Raw genomic sequence first — 16,909 nt, 5'->3', positions numbered from 1 at the left:
GATCCCCTGATGCTCCCGCCTCCGGACGGTGCCCTTCCCGCTGCCGCCGGGATCGAGAAACTGCTCACGGCCTGCGCCGGCGCCCGGGCCACCGTCGAGCGCCTCGAACCACTGCAGCACCATCCCTGGGTGCTGCGCGCCCACTTGGCCAAGACCACCGGACTCCCGGGCACGGTCATCGTGAAACGCGTCCGTCCCGAGGGATACGGCCTCCGCTCCGCCGACGAGCTGGCGCGGTGCGAGCGCGCGGCGCTCGCTTTCATCGCCGACGACCTCCGCCTTGCCCTCGCACCACGGCTGCACGCCTCCTCGCCGGACTCCCGCCTGCTCGTCATGGAGGACCTGCGCCCGCGCACCGAACTGGCCGGACAACTGCGCCGCGACGGCCTCCGCCCCGCCCTGGACGCCGAACTCACCGCCTTCGCCTCCTCGATGGGCGAGCTGGCCGCCGCATCCGCCGGCCGAGCCGCGCTGTTCGACGCCCGCCGCACCGCCCTGGGCACTCGCGCCGACCGGCTCGGCGACCGGGAGCACGCCCACGGGGGCATCTGGCGGCACGGGCTCGCCCGTGCCGCCGCGTTCGGCGTCCCGTTGCCCCTCGCCGCGGAACGCGATCTTGCGGCGGCCGTGGCGGAGCTGGCCGATCCCGGCCCGTTCCTCGTTCTCACCAACGGCGACACCGAGTCGCACAACTTCCTGACCGGCCCGGGGTACGACGGCCGGCTGATCGACTTCGAGGGTGCGGGCTTCCGCCATGCCCTCACCGCCGCGACCGGCTTCGTCGTGCCCGGCCCGAACTGGCTGCGAGTGTCGGGGCCGGATCAGGTCGCCGCGTTTCGACGGGCACTGGCCCGTACGGTCCCCGAGGCCGAGGAGGACCAGCGGTTCGGCTTCGGTCTGGCCTCGGCCTCCCTGGTCTGGGTGATGGCGCGCGTGGACCGCCTCGGGACGCTGGACGCACGCGGCCCCGGCGACGACTCCCGCACCCAGATGGTGGCCCTGCTGGAATCCGGGGCACACACCGCCGAGACCTGCCGGGTACTTCCCCACCTGGTTGCCTGGTGCAGGTCCACGGCGGCCCTGCTGCGCCGTCGTTGGCCCGAAACCGACACCGATCCCGCCGCGGTCGCCCCCTACACCTGGCGGAAACGGTAGGGCGACGAGCCGGGCCGGCGTCGTCGTGCGGGCCCTCGGAGCCGGAGCCGCCTCCTCTGCCGACGTCCGCCGTCACCGCGGCCTCCGCCCCGCCGGGGGAGGAACGGCCGGGCGGAGGCGGCGGTCACGACACCCGGCCTCGCCCGCACTCACCCCCAGTGGTCACCCCAGGCCCACGGAACGGGCGGCGCGGCCGGGCTACCGACACCGAAGCCGCCGCGGAAGAAGAGCATCGGCTGCCCCTCGGACACGGTCTCCAGGGCCAGGACCCGGCCCACCACCACATCGTGGTCGCCCGCCCCGTGGACGTCGTGCACATCGGCGTGCACCCGGGTCAGGACGCCGGGCAGGGACGGGGTTCCCCAGCGGGAGACCTCCCAGTCCAGCCCGTCGAACTTGCGGCCCCTGCTCGAACCGAACCGGCCGCAGAGATCGGTCTGCTCCTCGGTCAGGATGTTCACCGTGAACCGGCCCGTCTCCCGGATCCTCGGCCAGGCCCGCCCCCGGTGGTCGGCGCAGAACAGGACCAGGGCCGGCTCCAGTGACACCGACGCGAAGGACTGGCACGCGAAGCCGGCGGGAACCCCGTCCCGGCCGGTCCCCGTCACCACCGTGACCCCGGACGCGAAGGTGCCCATGGTGCGCCGCATCCGGGCGGGGGTCGGCTCGGTCTCCTCGCATGCCTCGGGCGCGGACAGGGGCTCTGCGGTCATCGGGTTCACCTCGACGGGGACGGTGCGGTGGTGTGCCCGGGGCCGGGCAGGGGGCCGAACGTAGGCGGCGGCCCGAAGAGGCGGGGCGCAGTTCCCGATGAGTGGAACAGCCACCGGCCCCGGGCTGCCGCGGGCCGCCCGCACCCCCGAGGCCGAACGCATCCCGCTGACCGAGACGTCCGCCACGGGGCCGGGCGCGCCGTGGCTACCGTCCGGGAACCGATCACACGGCACCCACGGCCGCCCGGAGCCACCACCGGGCCGGCCCACCGGGCCACCGGGTCCACCGGACACAGAGGTCAACCGAGGCAGGGATGATGACGGCGCTGAGCCATGACTCCACACTGCGTGAACTCGCCACCGATCACGGCGTGTTGCGCTACCACGAGGCAGGACAGGGCCCGCCCCTGCTGCTCCTGCACGGCTCCGGCCCCGGTGTCACCGGCTGGCGCAACTACCGGCACAACCTCGGGACGTTCGCCGAGCACTTCCGCTGCCTGGTCCTGGAGTTCCCCGGATTCGGGGTCAGCGACCCGGCCGACGGCCACCCCATGGCGACGGCGGCCTCCTCCGTCACCCGGTTCCTCGACGGACTCGGGATCCAGCAGGCGGACATCATCGGCAACTCGATGGGCGGCATCATCGGCACGCAGTTCGCGCTCGCCCACCCCGACCGGGTGCGCCGCCTCGTGACGATCGGCGGCATCGGCCGGAACCTGTTCAGCCCCGGGCCCGGCGAAGGCATCAAGCTGCTCTCCGAGTTCACCGACGCGCCGTCGCGCGAGGGCCTGGTCCGCTGGCTGAACTCGATGGTGTACGACCGTTCCCTGGTGACCGAGGAGCTCATCGAGGAGCGGTGGGCGCAGGCCACCGACCCGGACACGCTCGCCAGTGCCCGCCTGATGTACGGCAGCGAGGCCTTCGCGGCACGGTCCGCCGCGGCCGCCGCGTCCGACGAGGCGCCCTACTGGGCCATGCTCCACCGGCTCCGCGCGAAGACCCTGCTCACATGGGGCCGCGACGACCGGGTGAGCCCCGTCGACATGTCGATCCTGCCGATGCGCACCATCCCGGACGCGGAACTGCACGTGTTCCCGGACTGCGGGCACTGGGTGATGATCGAACAGAAGGCGGCCTGGGAGAGCGCGGTCCTCGCCTTCCTCACCCGCAAGGACGCGTCATGAGCGCCGCGGCCCGGGGAGCCTGGGACGAGGAGTTCGACTTCGTCGTCGTCGGCAGCGGCGGAGGCGGCATGGCCGCGGCGCTGACCGCGGCCGACAGCGGACTGAGCACCGTCGTCGTCGAGAAGGGGGCGATGTACGGAGGGACGACCGGCATCTCCGGAGGCGGCATCTGGATCCCCAACAACCCCACGCTGAAGGCCGAGGGTCACGACGACAGCCGCGCGTCCGTCCGCCGCTACCTCGACCTGCTCACCGAGAACCGGGTCCCCGCCGCCCGCCTCGACGCCTTCGTCGACCAGGGCCCCGCCGCGATGGAACTGCTGGGGAAGAGCCGCTGGATGCGGTTCTTCTGGGTCAAGGGCTATGCCGACTACCACCCCGAGTACGACGGGGGCCGCCCGCTCGGCCGGTCGGTCGAGGCGCTGCCCTTCGACACCCGCAAGCTCGGCGAGGACGAGAAGCACCAGCGGCGCAACAGCCTCAAGGGCCCTCTCGGACTCTGGATCACCGCCAAGGACTACCGGAACCTCGCCATGGTCAAGCGGACCTGGCGCGGACGCTGGGCCTCCGTGATCGCCGCCTGGCGCGTCTCGTCCAACATGGTCCGCCGGCGCCACATGGCGACCGGGGGCCGGGCGCTCGTGGCGCGGATGCGGATGGCGCTCAAGGAAGCCGGCGTACCGGTGTGGCTGCGCAGCCCGATGACCGAACTCGTCACCGACGCACACGGCACGGTCACCGGCGTCGTCGTCACCCGCGACGGCAAGGCCGTACGCGTCGGCGCCCGGCACGGCGTGCTCCTCGCCACCGGCGGGTTCGACCACAACCGGGAGATGCGCGAGCAGTACCTGCCCGAGGGCGGCCGGGACAACCACAGCGCCGGAGCCGTCGAGAACGTCGGCGACGGCATCCTCGCCGGCCGGGCACTCGGCGCCGCGCTCGACTTCATGGACGACGCCTGGTGGATGCCGTCCGTGCACCATCCCTCCGGGGCGACGATCCCGCTGGTCTCCGAGCGGTGCATCCCGCCGTCGGTCATCGTCTCCTCCGACGGAAGGCGGTTCACCAACGAGTCGTCCCCCTATGTCAACTTCGTCCACGACCAGCTCGAAGGCGGGCACACCACCGCCTGGTTCGTCATGGACGCCAAGGCCCGTGCCCGGTACCCGTTCGCGCAGATCCTCCCCGGAATGCCCTTCCCCAAGGCGTTCTACGAGAACGGCACCGTGCACCGCGCGGACACCGTCGCCGGCCTCGCCCGGAGCATCGACGTCCCGGCTGACGCCCTCACCGAGACCGTCGAACGGTTCAACGGCTTCGCCCGTACCGGCAAGGACACCGACTTCGGCCGCGGCGACAGCGCCTACGACCGCTACTACGGCGACCCGACGATGAAGAACCCCAACCTCGACGAGATCGTCAGGGCCCCCTACTACGCGATCCGCATCGAGGTCGGCGACCTCGGCACCAAGGGCGGTCTCGTCTGCGACGAGAACAGCCGGGTGCTGCGCGAGGACGGCTCGGCCGTCGCCGGGCTGTACGCCACCGGCAACACCTCCGCGGCCGTCATGGGCAACGAGTACGCCGGACCCGGCGCCACCATCGGCCCCGCCATCGTGTTCGGCTACCTCGCGGCCCGGCACGCGGCCGCCGTCACCCGCACGGGGGCCGGGACCGCCGGAGGCGCCCCATGAGCCCGGCGTCGCTGACCGTGCGCGTGGTCGAGGTGATCCGGGAGACGGCCGACGCGCACTCGCTGGTCCTGGAACCGGCGGACGGGGAGCGGGCCCGGTTCACGTACCGGCCCGGCCAGTTCCTCACCGTCCGGGTGCCGTCCGAACGCCCGGGCGGAGCCGCCCGCTGTTATTCGCTGTGCAGTTCCCCGGTGCGCGACGAGCAACTGAAGGTGACCGTCAAGCGCACGGCGGGCGGGTACGCCTCCCACTGGATCTGCGACCACGTCACCGAGGGCGACACCCTGGAGGTGCTGCGGCCCGCGGGCACCTTCACCCCGGACTCGCTCGACGGCGACTTCCTGCTCCTGGCCGCGGGCAGCGGCATCACCCCCGTGATGTCCATCCTCACCTCAGCCCTGCACGCGGGCACCGGCGCGGTCACCCTCCTCTACGCCAACCGTGACGAGCAGTCCGTCATCTTCCGCGACGAACTGGACGGCCTGGCGCGGGAGTACGGAGACCGGCTCACCGTCCTGCACTGGCTGGAGTCCGTCCAGGGCCGGCCCACCGCATCCGGTCTGCGCGGGCTGGCCCGCCCGTACGCCGGGCGGCCCGCCTTCGTCTGCGGGCCCGGCCCGTTCATGGACCTGGCGGCCGGCGCGCTCACGGACCTGGGCCTGCCACCCGGCCGGATCACCGTGGAGCGCTTCACCTCACTGACCGGCGACCCGTTCGGGGAACGCGAGCCCGTACCGGAGCCGGACACCGCCGGGCCCGTCAGCACGGCCGAGGTGGAGCTGGACGGGGTGAGCCACACCGTCGACTGGCCCCGGAACAAGCCCCTGCTCGACGTGCTGCTCGCCGCCGGACTCGACGCGCCGTACTCCTGCCGGGAGGGCAGTTGCAGCGCCTGCGCCTGTGTCCTGACCGAGGGCGAGGTGGCGATGGAACGCAACGAGGTCCTGGACGCCGCGGACCTCGCCGACGGTCTGATCCTCGCCTGCCAGGCCCGCCCGCTCAGCGACCGGCTGAAGGCCACCTACGACGGCTGAGCCGCCCCTCCCGCACCCGTTCTCCGTTCCCACTCGACCCGGATGAGGTTCGAACCGTGACCAAGGCGACCGCCGCGATCGTCGGATCCGGCAATATCGGCACCGACCTGATGTACAAACTCCTGCGCTCGCCCGACATCGAGCCGCGCTGGATGATCGGCATCGACGAACAGAGCCCCGGCCTCAAGCGGGCCGCCGACCACGGACTGCACGCGAGCGCCGACGGCGTCGACGCGCTGCTGGCCGGTGACGAGCGCCCGGACCTGGTCTTCGAGGCCACCTCCGCCTACGTCCACCGGGCCAACGCCCCCAAGTACGCCGGACTCGGCATCCAGGCCATCGACCTGACCCCCGCCGCGATCGGCCCGGCGGTCGTGCCGGCCGTCAACCTCGGCGACCACCTCGACGCGCCGAACGTCTCCCTCATCACCTGCGGCGGCCAGGCCACCATCCCGATCGTGCACGCCGTCTCCCGGATCACCGAGGTCGCCTACGCGGAGATCGTCGCGAGCGTCGCCTCGCCCTCGGCCGGGCCCGGCACCCGCGCCAACATCGACGAGTTCACCCTCACCACCGGCCGGGGCATCGAGACGATCGGCGGCGCCGCCAGGGGCAAGGCGATCATCATCCTCAACCCGGCCGAACCGCCGATGCTGATGCAGGACACCGTCTTCTGCGCCATCCCCGCCGATGCGGACCAGGACGCCGTCACGGCGTCGATCCGGAAGACCGTCGCCGAGGTGGCCGGGTACGTACCCGGCTACCGGCTGCGCGCCGAGCCGCAGTTCGACCGGCCGACCGCGGTCAGCGGCGGCCTCGCCCGCGTCGCGGTCTTCATCGAGGTGGAGGGCGCGGGCGACTTCCTGCCGCCGTACTCCGGAAACCTCGACATCATGACCGCCGCCGCCACCAGGGTCGGCGAGGGCTTCGCCCAGCGGATCACCGCCCGCCGCACCGGCGCCTGACCGCCGCTCACCGAGGAGTACACGAGCCATGCCCTACAGCTCCGACCTGGACATCCGGGTCACCGACTCGTCCCTCAGGGACGGATCGCACGCCAAGCAGCACCAGTTCACCGTCGACCACGTCACTTCCATCGTCGGCGCCCTCGACGACGCGGGCGTGCCCGTCATCGAGGTCACGCACGGCGACGGCCTCGGCGGGTCCTCCTTCAACTACGGCTTCAGCCACACCCCGGAGCAGGAGCTCATCAAGGCCGCGGTGAAGACCGCCCGCCGGGCGAAGATCGCCTTCCTGATGCTGCCCGGCCTCGGCCTCCAGGACGACATCCGCGAGGCCGCCGGAAACGGCGCCGCGATCTGCCGGATCGCCACCCACTGCACCGAGGCCGACATCTCCGTCCAGCACTTCGGCCTCGCCCGCGAACTGGGCCTGGAGACCGTCGGGTTCCTGATGATGTCGCACAGCCGGCCGCCGGAGGACCTGGCCCGGCAGGCCCGCATCATGGCGGACGCGGGCTGCCAGTGCGTGTACGTCGTCGACTCCGCCGGCGCCCTCATCATGGAGCAGACCAGCGACCGCATCGCCGCCCTGGTCGCCGAGCTCGGCGACGACGCGCAGGTCGGCTTCCACGGCCACGAGAACCTCGGACTCGGCGTCGCCAACTCGGTCCTCGCCGTCCGCGCCGGGGCCACACAGATCGACGGGTCCACCCGCCGCTTCGGCGCGGGCGCGGGCAACACGCCCGTCGAGGGCTTCGCGGCCGTCGCCGAGAAGCTGGGGATCCGTACCGGCATCGACGTACTGAAGATCATCGACGCGGCCGAGGACGTGGTCCGGCCCGTCATGGACGGTGAATGCCTGCTCGACCGGCTGTCACTGACGATGGGGTACGCGGGCGTCTACTCCAGCTTCCTGAAGCACGCCGCGCGTCAGGCCGCCGCCTACCAGGTCTCCGGCGCCGAGATCCTCATGGAGGCGGGCCGCCGCAAGCTCGTCGGGGGCCAGGAGGACCAGCTCATCGAGATCGCGGTCGCCCTCGCGGCGAAGAACAGCTCCGGGACCGCCCAGCACTCCTCGGGGAAGTGAGAACCGCCATGTCCAATCCCGTACTCGAAGCAGTCGAGGCACGCGCCGACGAGATCCGCGCGCTCGGACCCGCCAACGAGGCGCTCGGCCGGCTCGACGACCAGGCCGCGAAGATTCTCCGGGACGTCGGGGCGATGCGCATGCTCCAGCCGAAGACGTACGGCGGCCTCGAACTGCATCCGCGCGAGTTCGCCGAGACGGTCATGAGGATCGCCGCCCTGGACGGGGCGACCGGCTGGGTCACCGGTGTCGTCGGCGTCCACCCGTGGGAGATGGCGATGGCCGACCCCCGCGTCCAGGAGGAGATCTGGGGCGAGGACCCCGACACCTGGATCGCCTCCCCGTACGCGCCGATGGGACTCCTGCGGCCCGTCGACGGCGGGTACGTCTTCAACGGCCGCTGGCAGTTCTCCTCCGGCACCGACCACTGCCGCTGGATCTTCCTCGGCGGCTTCCTCGCCGACGCCGACGGAAACCGGATCAACCCCCCGCAGTCCGTGCACGTCATCCTGCCCCGCGCCGACTACGAGATCGTCGAGGACTCCTGGGACGTCGTCGGGCTGCGCGGCACCGGCAGCAAGGACGTCATCGTCAAGGACGCCTTCGTGCCCGGCTACCGCGTCATCGAGTACAACAAGGTCGTGGACGGGTCGCTGGCCGCCGAGGCCGGGCTGACCAACCCCGCATACCGGCTGCCGTTCTCGGCCGCGTTCCCGCTCGGCATCACCGCCGCCGTGATCGGCATCTGCGAAGGCGCTCTCGCCCACCACCTCGACTACCAGCGCGGCCGGGTGCAGATCACCGGCCAGGCCGTGAAGGACGACCCGTACGTCCTGTACGCCATCAGCGAGGCGGCGGCCGAGATCGCGGCGGCCCGTTCGGCGCTCCTGGACAACATCTGCCGGATCCACGACGCGGTGGCCGCGGGCGAGGAGATCGGCTTCGGGCGCCGGGCCGTCGGCCGGCGCACCCAGGCGGCCGCGGCCTGGCGGGCCGTTCGCGCGGTCGACGAGATCGTCGCCCGGTCCGGCGGCAACGCGATGCGGCTGGACAACCCGATCCAGCGCTTCTGGCGCGACGCGCACGTGGGTCTCACGCACGCCATCCACGTGCCGGGATCCGTCTTCCACGCCTCGGCCCTCACCGAGATCGGCGTCGAGCCGCCGCAGGGCCCGATGCGCTCGATGATCTGACTCCTTCGACCGACCGCTGACCGGTTCAGAGAGGAACACTCATGACACAGATCCGCCAACTCGGCTATCTCCGGGTCCAGTCCAGCGACATCGGGCGCTGGCGCGAACTCACCGTGGACGCCCTCGGCTTCGCCGAAGGATCGGGGCCGGACCCCGAAGGCCTGTACCTGCGCATGGACGAGCGCCGCTCCCGGCTCGCCGTCCTGCCCGGCGACACCGACCGGGTGCTGTCGGTCGGCTGGGAGGTGCGGGACCAGTTCGCCCTCGCCGCCGTCGGCCGTGCCGTCGAGGCGTCCGGTACGGGAGTGCGGCCGCTCAGCCGTGAGGAGGCGGACGACCGGGGCGTCGAGCAGGGCATCAGGTTCGAGGACCCGGCGGGCGTGCCCGTCGAGGTGTTCTTCGCTCCCGTCCTCGACCACAGCCCCGTGGTGACCGCGCTCGGCCAGCGGTTCGTGACCGGCGGTCAGGGAATGGGACACATCGTCCTGCCCACCACCAGCCCGGACGAGACGATCGCCTTCTACACCGAGGTGCTCGGATTCCTGCCCCGCGGCTCGATGAGGCTCGGCGGCGGGTCGCCGCGCCGGGTGCGTTTCATGGGGGTCAACGAACGCCATCACAGCCTCGCCGTCTGCCCCGCACCGCACGGCGAAGCGCCCGGCCTCGTGCACCTCATGGTCGAGGCCGACAGCCTGGACGCGGTCGGCCGCGCCCTCGACAACGTGGGAAGGCAGGGCTTCTCGCTCTCCTCGACGCTGGGCCGGCACACCAACGACAAGATGGTGTCGTTCTACGTGCGCGCGCCGGGCGGCTGGGACGTCGAGTACGGATACGACGGGATGCGCGTCGACGAGGCGCACTACACCGCCGAGGAGATCACCGCCGACAGCTACTGGGGCCACGACTGGTCCGGCTCCGAACCCCTGGCGGCCTTCACCCCGCCAGGGACGGCCACATGAGGGCCACCCGGCCGGTGACACCGGTGCCCGCCGCGACCGTCGGCCACTACGACGCGGAGAGCGACGTGCTGGTCGTCGGCTTCGGATGCGCCGGAGCCGCCGCGGCGTACGAGGCCGCGGCGGCGGGCGCCGAGGTCCTCGTCCTGGAACGCGCCGGCGGCCCCGGCGGGTCCTCCGCGCTGTCCGGCGGCGAGCTGTATCTCGGCGGCGGGACCCCGGTGCAGCGGGCGTGCGGTTTCGAGGACAGCGCGGACGACATGTTCGCCTATCTCGACGCCGCGCTCGGACCGCACGCCGACCAGGAGAAGCTGCGCCTGTACTGCGAGGGCAGCGTCGCGCACTTCCAGTGGTTCGTGGACCGCGGGCTGACCTTCGAGCCGGCCCTGTGGTCCGCGCCGACCTGGATGCCCACCACCAGGGACGGGCTGATGTGGCTGGGCGAGAACGCCTGGCCCTACAACGAGATCGCACGCCCGGCGCCGCGCGGTCACCGCTGCGCGACCGAGGCCTTCGGCGGCTGGCTGGTGATGGAGAAGCTGGTCGCCGCCGCCGAGGACGCGGGGGCGGCCGTGCAGGCCGACACCCTGGCCACGGCACTGATCGTGGACGGGAGCGGCCGGGTCGTCGGGGTCACGGCACGCCGTCACGGCCGGGACCTCGCCTTCCGGGCCCGCAAGGGCGTGGTGCTGACCACCGGCGGGTTCGCGGACAACGAGGCGATGCTCGCCGACCACGCCCCGCACCTCATCGGCCACGACAAGGTCAGCGACGGGCTCGACGACGGCAGCGGCATCCGGATGGCCGCCGCGCTCGGCGCCGCCACCCGGCGGATGGGCGTGGTCGAGCTGGCGCTGACCGCGCTTCCGGCGATGGTCACCCGGGGCATGCTGGTCAACGCCCACGGGCAGCGCTTCATCAACGAGGACGTGTACCCCGGCCTGTTCAGCGCGGCCGCCGTGCTGACGCAGCCCGCCCCCTACTGGGTGCTCATCGACGAGGAGGGCTACGAGTCGATTCCGGAGGCGGAGCGCTGGGGCGTGGTGCCCCGGTTCGTCACGGAGACCCTGGCGGAGCTGGAGACCGAACTCGAGATGCCGCAGGGCGCCCTGGAGTCCACGGTCGGCACGTACAACACGCATGCGGCGCAGGGCCGGGACCCGTACTTCCACAAGGACCCGCGCTGGCTGAGGCCGTTGAAGGGCCCGTTCGCGGCGGTCGACCCGAGGGCCGGCTTCCACCGGGGCGGTCGGCCCGGCGCGGCGGGCGCCGGAACGGGCGCCGCGGGGTTCACGCTCGGCGGGCTGCACACCACCGTGGACGGGGTGGTGCTCGACGTGTCCGGTGAACCGGTGCCCGGGCTGTACGCCGCGGGTCGGGCCGCCTCCGGCATCCACGGCGAGGGGTACGTCAGTGGCACGTCACTCGGCGACGGGACGTTCTTCGGGCGGCGGGCGGGTGTTGCCGCCGCCGGCGGCTGAGCGCGGAGCGGGGGGTTGCGCGCGGCTGCCCGGGTGTCCTCTCCCGGCTCTGCGGCCGGGAGAGGACAGGCCCCGGCGGGGCGCCGGTGCTCAGCCGGCGACCGCGGCCAGATCGCCCGGGGCGTAGGCCCCGCCCTGGTTGCCGAGGATCACGCCGAGCCGGTTGGTCGCGTTGATCATGGCGATCAGCGAGACCAGCGCGATGGTCCGGTCGTCGTCGTAGTGCTTGCGGACCCGGGCCCAGGTCTCGTCCGAGACCCCCTGGCAGCCGTCGATGATGCGGGTGCCCTCCTCGGTCAGCGCCAGCGCGGCCCGCTCGGCCTCGCTGAACACCGTGGAATGCCGCCAGGCGGCGACCAGGTTCAGCCGGGCCGCGCTCTCGCCCGCCGCCGCGGCGTCCTTGCCGTGGATGTCGACGCAGAAGCCGCAGCCGTTGATCTGGCTGGCCCGCAACTGCACCAGCTCCTGGGTGGACCGCGGCAGCGCCGATGCCTGGATCAGCTGGCTGACGGCGAAGATCCGCTTGCCGATCCTGGCACCGGTCTCGTTCTCGAACAGGTTCATACGGGGTTCCATCTCGGCGTCCTCGCTCATGGGATCGTGTGCCACGCGGTTCGTCCGTGCGGCGTGCTGATGCCCATGAGTCGCCGGCCGCACCGGCCCTGTGACAGGACGGCGATGTGACGCGGGCCACCCGGATTTCCTGTCACAGGAGCGCGGGCGGCGGCGACTTGTGCGTGACACGGCAAGGACACGACGGACAGGGGCCGACGATGGACGAGTACACGGGGCGGGCGGCCGGGGCGGGCGGCGGCCCGCGAACGGCGCGAACGGACGCGGCCACCGAGGCGTTCGTCGCCCACCGCAACCTGCTCTTCACCGTCGCTTACGAGATGCTCGGCTCGGCCGCCGACGCCGAGGACGTCCTCCAGGAGACCTGGCTGCGCTGGGCGGGCGTCGACCGGGCGACGGTGCGGGAACCGCGCGCCTTTCTGGTCCGCATCACCACACGCCAGGCGTTGACCCGGCTGCGTACGCTGCGCCGGCGCAAGGAGACCTACGTCGGCCCCTGGCTGCCCGAACCCCTGCTCACCGCGCCCGATGTCGCCGAGGACGTCGAGCTTGCGGACAGCGTGTCCATGGCGATGCTGCTGGTACTGGAGACGCTCGCGCCGACCGAACGGGCGGTGTTCGTCCTGCGCGAGGTATTCGACCTCGGCTACGAGGAGATCGCGCAGGCCGTCGACAAGTCCGCTGCCGCGGTTCGGCAGATCGCCCACCGGGCACGGGCCCACGTCGCGGCGCGCCGGCCGCGCGAGACCGTCCCGCCGGCCCGGGCCCGCGGTGTGCTCGCGGCCTTCCAGCAGGCGGTCGCCACGGGCGACCTGCAGCGTCTGCTCGACATGATCGCCCCCGACGTCGTACTGCTGACCGACGGCGGCGGAGTCGTCCGGGCCGCCCTGGAGCCCGTCGTGGGTGCACGCTCGGTGGCCGACGTACTCCGCAGGATCGGCGCGGCGGAGATGCGGCCGGCCGAGGTCAACGGCCACCCGGCGCTGATCGTGCGCACGGGCGGTGCGATCGACACCGTCCTGGCGGTACGCCTGGAAGGCGGCCTCATCGCCGGGCTCTACGCCGTACGCAACCCGGAGAAGCTGTCACGCGTCGAGCGGGAGACCCCTGTGGTCCGCTGAGCCCGCACAGGCGCGAGAGCGACGCCGGCCACCGGTGGTCAGGTGAGCTGCCGGCCGGTTCCGGCCGGTGCGGCGCCGCTCCCGTCGGCGAGTTCGATCGTGCCCCGCACCGTGGCCTCGCGGATCGTGTCGCGCAGCGACCCGCAGCCCTCGAAGGCCGGGCCGGCCCCTTCGCGCTCCGCGCAGAGGGCGCTCGCGCCGCTGTTCCACTGCACGCTCGTCTGCTGAAGGCTGCTCTTGCGTACGAGCACCTGCGCCGCGCACCGGCCGCATGCCAGGGGCCGCATCGGCGTGCCGTCGACGAGTCGGTTGTCGACCCGCATCAGACCGGCCGGCCCTCGGCGGCAGCGGCGGCCTTGCGGGCCAGGTTGGCCTCGACCTCCTTCTGCCACGCCTCCACGGGCCGCGTGGTGTCCAGCTCGAACTCGAACCGGTCGGTCATCTCCGGCTTCACGTCGGCCGCGTCCACGTAGAACTGCTCGTACCAGCGGCGCAGTTGGTAGACAGGGCCGTCCTCCTCGCAGAGCAGCGGGTTGTCGATGCGGGCCTTGTTCTGCCAGATCTGGATGTCCTGCTCGAAGCCGAGCTTGATGAACTGGGCCATTCCGGCCGCGAGTTCGTCGGCCGCGCTGCCGGGCATCGACGGCGAGCGCTTGACGATGATGCCGTACTGGAGGACGAACCGGTTCGCGTCGACCGGATAGTGACAGTTGATCAGCACGGACTGCTGGTCACCGGTGTCGTAGTGGTACGTCAGGTCGTCGATCATGAAGGACGGACCGTGGTACGAGGCCAGCGAGTCGCTGCCGGTGGTCTTCGGCTTGTCGCCCTGCTCCTGGGGGCGGGCGTCGGGGCGGCCGGTCGCGCGCATGTGCTGGGTGGCGGTGTGCCCCTCGAAGACGTTCTTGAAGAACGTGGGGAAGGAGTAGTGGACGTAGAAGAAGTGGGCCATGTCCACCACGTTGTCCACGACTTCGCGGCAGTTGGCGTCGATGGTGGTCTCGTACCAGAGCCAGTCGGTCCACTCGTCGCTCGTCGCGCCCTGGATCCGGGGGATGACCACGTCGGCGGGCGGGGGATTGCCCTCGGGGTCGTTCCAGACGAAGAGCATGCCGTCCTGGTCCAGCGTGGGCCAGGACGCCGTGCGGGCCCGCAGCGGCACCCGCTTGGAGTACGGGATCTGCTTGCAGCGGCCGTCACCGCCCCAGCGCCAGTCGTGGAACGGGCAGGCGACCTCGTCGCCCTTGACGGTGCCCTGTGAGAGGTCGCCGCCCATGTGCCGGCAGTAGGCGTCCAGCACACTGAGCGTGCCGTCGCCGCTCCGGAAGACCACGAGCTTCTGGCCGAACGCCCGGACCGAGTGCGGCTTTCCGTCGCGGTACTTCTCCGAGAGGCCGAGGCAGTGCCAGCCACGGGCGAAGCGCGTGGGTGCCGCTGCGGCTTCGATGGCCCTGACGTCGTCGGGTGCTGATTCGACTGCGCTCACGTTCTCTCATCCCCTTAAGGACGCATGGTTTCCGGGTTCCCGGACGGTAGGCCCGCCCGCCGGTGCCCGGCCGGGAGAGTCCCACTGACCGGAACCGTGATCCCGGGCGGGCGGCCGACCGGTCCCGGTCGGTGGGACCGGGGCTTCGCGATGCCTGCGGCCGCCCGTACGGTCCGCCGACCTCTGCACCGCACGACACAGCCAAGGAGCCCGTGATGAACCGATTCGACGGCGTGAAGGTCCTGCTCACCGGAGCGGGATCGGGCATCGGGCGGGCGACCGCGCTGCGCCTGGTGTCCGAAGGCGCGGTCGTGTTCGCCGTCGACCTGTCACGCGAGGGCCTGGCGGACACCGTCGCGGCGGCGGACGGGCCGGGGCGGATCGTGACCCGGGTCGCCGATGTCGCCGAGGAGGACGCGGTGGTCGAGAGCGTACGGGCCGCGGCCGAGGTCCTCGGCGGCATCGACGTCCTGGTCAACGTGGCGGGCATCCACCGGACGACGCCCATCGGCCGGCTGACGGTGGCGGACATGGAGCGGCTCTTCGCGGTCAACACGGTGGGCACGGCGCTGTTCTGCCGGGAGGCGCTGCGTCATCTGCCGGACGGCTCCGGTGTCATCGTCAACGTGGCGTCCTCGGCGGCGGCGCACGGGAACCCGTACATGAGCGCGTACGCCGCCTCCAAGGGGGCGGTCCTCGGCTTCTCGCTGTCCCTGGCCGCCGAGGTCGCCCACCGCGGTATCCGGGTCGTGCCCGTCTCGCCCGGGACCGTCGCCACGCCCCTGGCCGGCCCGCACGTGCTGCCGCCGGACCTCGACACCTCGTACTACGCGCGGATCCGCGCGCCGTTCGGAGCGGCACGGCCCGAGCAGATCGCCGGGGTGATCGCCTTCGCCGCCTCGCGGGACGCGGGCTACCTCACCGGGGCGGAGCTGCGGGCCGACGGCGGATCCCACATCTGACGCGGAGGCCGGCCGCGGAAAGTGAACAGCCGGGCCACTGAGCGGGACTGGCTCTTGCCTGATTCGAGAATGAATTCTAGTTTTCGGACTCATCAGTGTCCCGGCCCAACGGGCCCCTCACACCCCTATGGAGAGCCATGACCGAGGCCGTCATCGTCGAAGCCGCGCGGACACCGGTCGGACGGCGCCGCGGTGTCCTGTCCGGACTCCATCCGGCGGAGCTCCTCGGGTTCGCCCAGAAGGGGCTGCTGGAGCGGGCCGGCATCGCCCCCGACACCGTGGACCAGGTCATCGGCGGCTGTGTCACCCAGGCCGGTGAGCAGTCCAACAACGTCACCCGCAACGCCTGGCTGCACGCCGGACTGCCGTACACCACCGCCTGCACCTCGATCGACTGTGCCTGCGGATCGTCCCAGCAGGCCGTCCACCTGGTCGCGGGACTGATCGCCTCCGGCGCCATCGAGATCGGCATCGGCTGCGGTGTCGAGTCCATGAGCCGGGTCTTCCTCGGCGCCGCGCTCACCCCGGACAACGGCTCCCCGGCCCCGGAGGGCTGGACGCTGGACATGCCCGACCAGTTCACCGCCGCCGAGCGCATCGCCCGCAACCGGGGCATCACCCGGGCCGACGCGGACGCCCTCGGCCTCGCCTCTCAGCAGAAGGCCGCCCGCGCCTGGGCCGAGGGCCGCTTCGACGGGCAGATCATCGACGTCCCGGCCCCCGTCATGGGGGCCGATGGGCCCACCGGCGAGACCGCGCCGGTCAGCCGCGACCAGGGGCTGCGCGCCACCACCGCCGAGGCGCTGGCCGCCCTGCGGCCCGTGCTCCCCGACGGCATCCACACCGCAGGCAACTCCTCCCAGATCAGCGACGGAGCCGCCGCCGTCCTGATGACGAGCCGGGAGCGCGCCGCCCGCGAAGGACTGCGCCCCCGCGCCCGGATCGTGGCCTCCGCCATGGTCGGCTCCGACCCGTACTACCACCTCGACGGACCCGTCGCCGCGACCGAACGGGTCCTGCGCACCGCCGGGATGAGCCTCGCCGACATCGACCTCGTCGAGATCAACGAGGCCTTCGCCTCCGTCGTCCTGTCCTGGGCCCGGGTCCACGAGGCGGACATGGACAAGGTCAACGTCAACGGCGGCGCCATCGCGCTCGGTCACGCCGTCGGCTCCACCGGAGCCCGGCTCGTCACGCAGGCCCTGTACGAACTGGAGCGGACCGGGAAGTCCACCGCGCTGATCACCATGTGCGCCGGTGGAGCGCACGCGACCGCCACCGTCATCGAACGCATCTGAGGGGCGCGCC

Annotated in this window: 16 protein-coding genes; 12 read left to right on the top strand and 4 right to left on the bottom strand. The window is 72.3% G+C overall.

What is annotated here, in order from left to right; all coding sequences use genetic code 11:
* Positions 1 to 9: 9 nt before the first annotated feature.
* Positions 10 to 1,155 (top strand): hypothetical protein, encoded by a 1,146-nt coding sequence (locus ACIQMX_RS25465; protein ID WP_402481384.1) that lies wholly within the window; start codon positions 10 to 12, stop codon positions 1,153 to 1,155.
* A gap of 149 nt (positions 1,156 to 1,304) precedes the next feature.
* On the opposite strand, the gene ACIQMX_RS25460 is transcribed toward ACIQMX_RS25465, so the two are convergent.
* A complete protein-coding gene (locus ACIQMX_RS25460) occupies positions 1,305 to 1,868 on the bottom strand; it encodes a flavin reductase family protein (RefSeq protein ID WP_363070613.1) in 564 nt (187 codons plus the stop codon).
* Between the two features lie 314 nt (positions 1,869 to 2,182).
* Here ACIQMX_RS25460 and ACIQMX_RS25455 point away from each other — a divergent pair, with 314 nt between their 5' ends.
* The 8 genes from ACIQMX_RS25455 to ACIQMX_RS25420 all read left to right on the top strand — a co-directional run bounded on the left by ACIQMX_RS25455 (position 2,183) and on the right by ACIQMX_RS25420 (position 11,459).
* Entirely contained in the window at positions 2,183 to 3,052 is an 870-nt protein-coding gene (locus ACIQMX_RS25455) for an alpha/beta fold hydrolase (RefSeq protein ID WP_402481380.1), read from the top strand.
* Positions 3,049 to 4,746 (top strand): FAD-binding protein, encoded by a 1,698-nt coding sequence (locus tag ACIQMX_RS25450; protein WP_402481377.1) that lies wholly within the window; start codon positions 3,049 to 3,051, stop codon positions 4,744 to 4,746. The genes ACIQMX_RS25455 and ACIQMX_RS25450 overlap by 4 nt, the downstream gene beginning before the upstream one ends.
* Entirely contained in the window at positions 4,743 to 5,780 is a 1,038-nt protein-coding gene (locus tag ACIQMX_RS25445; RefSeq protein ID WP_402481375.1) for a 2Fe-2S iron-sulfur cluster-binding protein, read from the top strand. Before ACIQMX_RS25450 ends, ACIQMX_RS25445 begins: the two co-directional genes overlap by 4 nt.
* Positions 5,781 to 5,890: 110 nt before the next feature.
* The gene (locus tag ACIQMX_RS25440; RefSeq protein ID WP_402481429.1) at positions 5,891 to 6,745 is read left to right on the top strand and encodes an acetaldehyde dehydrogenase (acetylating); all 855 of its coding nucleotides are present in this window, start codon (positions 5,891 to 5,893) and stop codon (positions 6,743 to 6,745) included.
* Between the two features lie 28 nt (positions 6,746 to 6,773).
* Complete coding sequence (dmpG, locus tag ACIQMX_RS25435; protein ID WP_402481373.1) at positions 6,774 to 7,829, top strand: 4-hydroxy-2-oxovalerate aldolase; 1,056 nt, start codon at positions 6,774 to 6,776, stop codon at positions 7,827 to 7,829.
* Positions 7,830 to 7,837: 8 nt separating this feature from the next.
* Positions 7,838 to 9,022: an acyl-CoA dehydrogenase family protein gene (locus tag ACIQMX_RS25430; protein WP_402481370.1), complete on the top strand. Its 1,185-nt coding sequence runs from the start codon at positions 7,838 to 7,840 to the stop codon at positions 9,020 to 9,022.
* A gap of 41 nt (positions 9,023 to 9,063) precedes the next feature.
* Positions 9,064 to 9,981, top strand: a complete 918-nt coding sequence (locus ACIQMX_RS25425) for a VOC family protein (protein ID WP_363070627.1) — start codon at positions 9,064 to 9,066, stop codon at positions 9,979 to 9,981.
* A complete protein-coding gene (locus tag ACIQMX_RS25420; protein ID WP_402481367.1) occupies positions 9,978 to 11,459 on the top strand; it encodes an FAD-dependent oxidoreductase in 1,482 nt (493 codons plus the stop codon). The genes ACIQMX_RS25425 and ACIQMX_RS25420 overlap by 4 nt, the downstream gene beginning before the upstream one ends.
* Before the next feature lie 90 nt (positions 11,460 to 11,549).
* On the opposite strand, the gene ACIQMX_RS25415 is transcribed toward ACIQMX_RS25420, so the two are convergent.
* Positions 11,550 to 12,035 carry a carboxymuconolactone decarboxylase family protein gene (locus ACIQMX_RS25415; protein ID WP_363070918.1) on the bottom strand — a complete coding sequence of 162 codons (486 nt, stop codon included), beginning with the start codon at positions 12,033 to 12,035 and terminating at the stop codon, positions 11,550 to 11,552.
* Positions 12,036 to 12,232: 197 nt separating this feature from the next.
* Between ACIQMX_RS25415 and ACIQMX_RS25410 the strand changes: the two genes are divergently transcribed.
* Positions 12,233 to 13,153: an RNA polymerase sigma-70 factor gene (locus ACIQMX_RS25410; RefSeq protein WP_363070631.1), complete on the top strand. Its 921-nt coding sequence runs from the start codon at positions 12,233 to 12,235 to the stop codon at positions 13,151 to 13,153.
* A 38-nt stretch (positions 13,154 to 13,191) separates the two neighbouring features.
* On the opposite strand, the gene ACIQMX_RS25405 is transcribed toward ACIQMX_RS25410, so the two are convergent.
* Entirely contained in the window at positions 13,192 to 13,476 is a 285-nt protein-coding gene (locus ACIQMX_RS25405) for a ferredoxin (protein ID WP_363070633.1), read from the bottom strand.
* Positions 13,476 to 14,639, bottom strand: a complete 1,164-nt coding sequence (locus tag ACIQMX_RS25400) for a Rieske 2Fe-2S domain-containing protein (protein ID WP_402481364.1) — start codon at positions 14,637 to 14,639, stop codon at positions 13,476 to 13,478. The genes ACIQMX_RS25405 and ACIQMX_RS25400 overlap by 1 nt, the downstream gene beginning before the upstream one ends.
* A gap of 215 nt (positions 14,640 to 14,854) precedes the next feature.
* Here ACIQMX_RS25400 and ACIQMX_RS25395 point away from each other — a divergent pair, with 215 nt between their 5' ends.
* Together ACIQMX_RS25395 and ACIQMX_RS25390 are read left to right on the top strand one after the other, a co-directional pair.
* The gene (locus ACIQMX_RS25395; RefSeq protein WP_402481361.1) at positions 14,855 to 15,601 is read left to right on the top strand and encodes an SDR family NAD(P)-dependent oxidoreductase; all 747 of its coding nucleotides are present in this window, start codon (positions 14,855 to 14,857) and stop codon (positions 15,599 to 15,601) included.
* Between the two features lie 137 nt (positions 15,602 to 15,738).
* Entirely contained in the window at positions 15,739 to 16,899 is a 1,161-nt protein-coding gene (locus tag ACIQMX_RS25390; RefSeq protein ID WP_402481358.1) for a steroid 3-ketoacyl-CoA thiolase, read from the top strand.
* Positions 16,900 to 16,909 lie beyond the last annotated feature (10 nt).

The sequence above is a fragment of the Streptomyces sp. NPDC091416 genome (genome assembly GCF_044756845.1).
Taxonomy (GTDB): domain Bacteria; phylum Actinomycetota; class Actinomycetes; order Streptomycetales; family Streptomycetaceae; genus Streptomyces.
The sequence above is the reverse complement of the archived record's forward strand: the minus strand, read 5'-3'. Positions and strand labels throughout refer to the sequence as shown.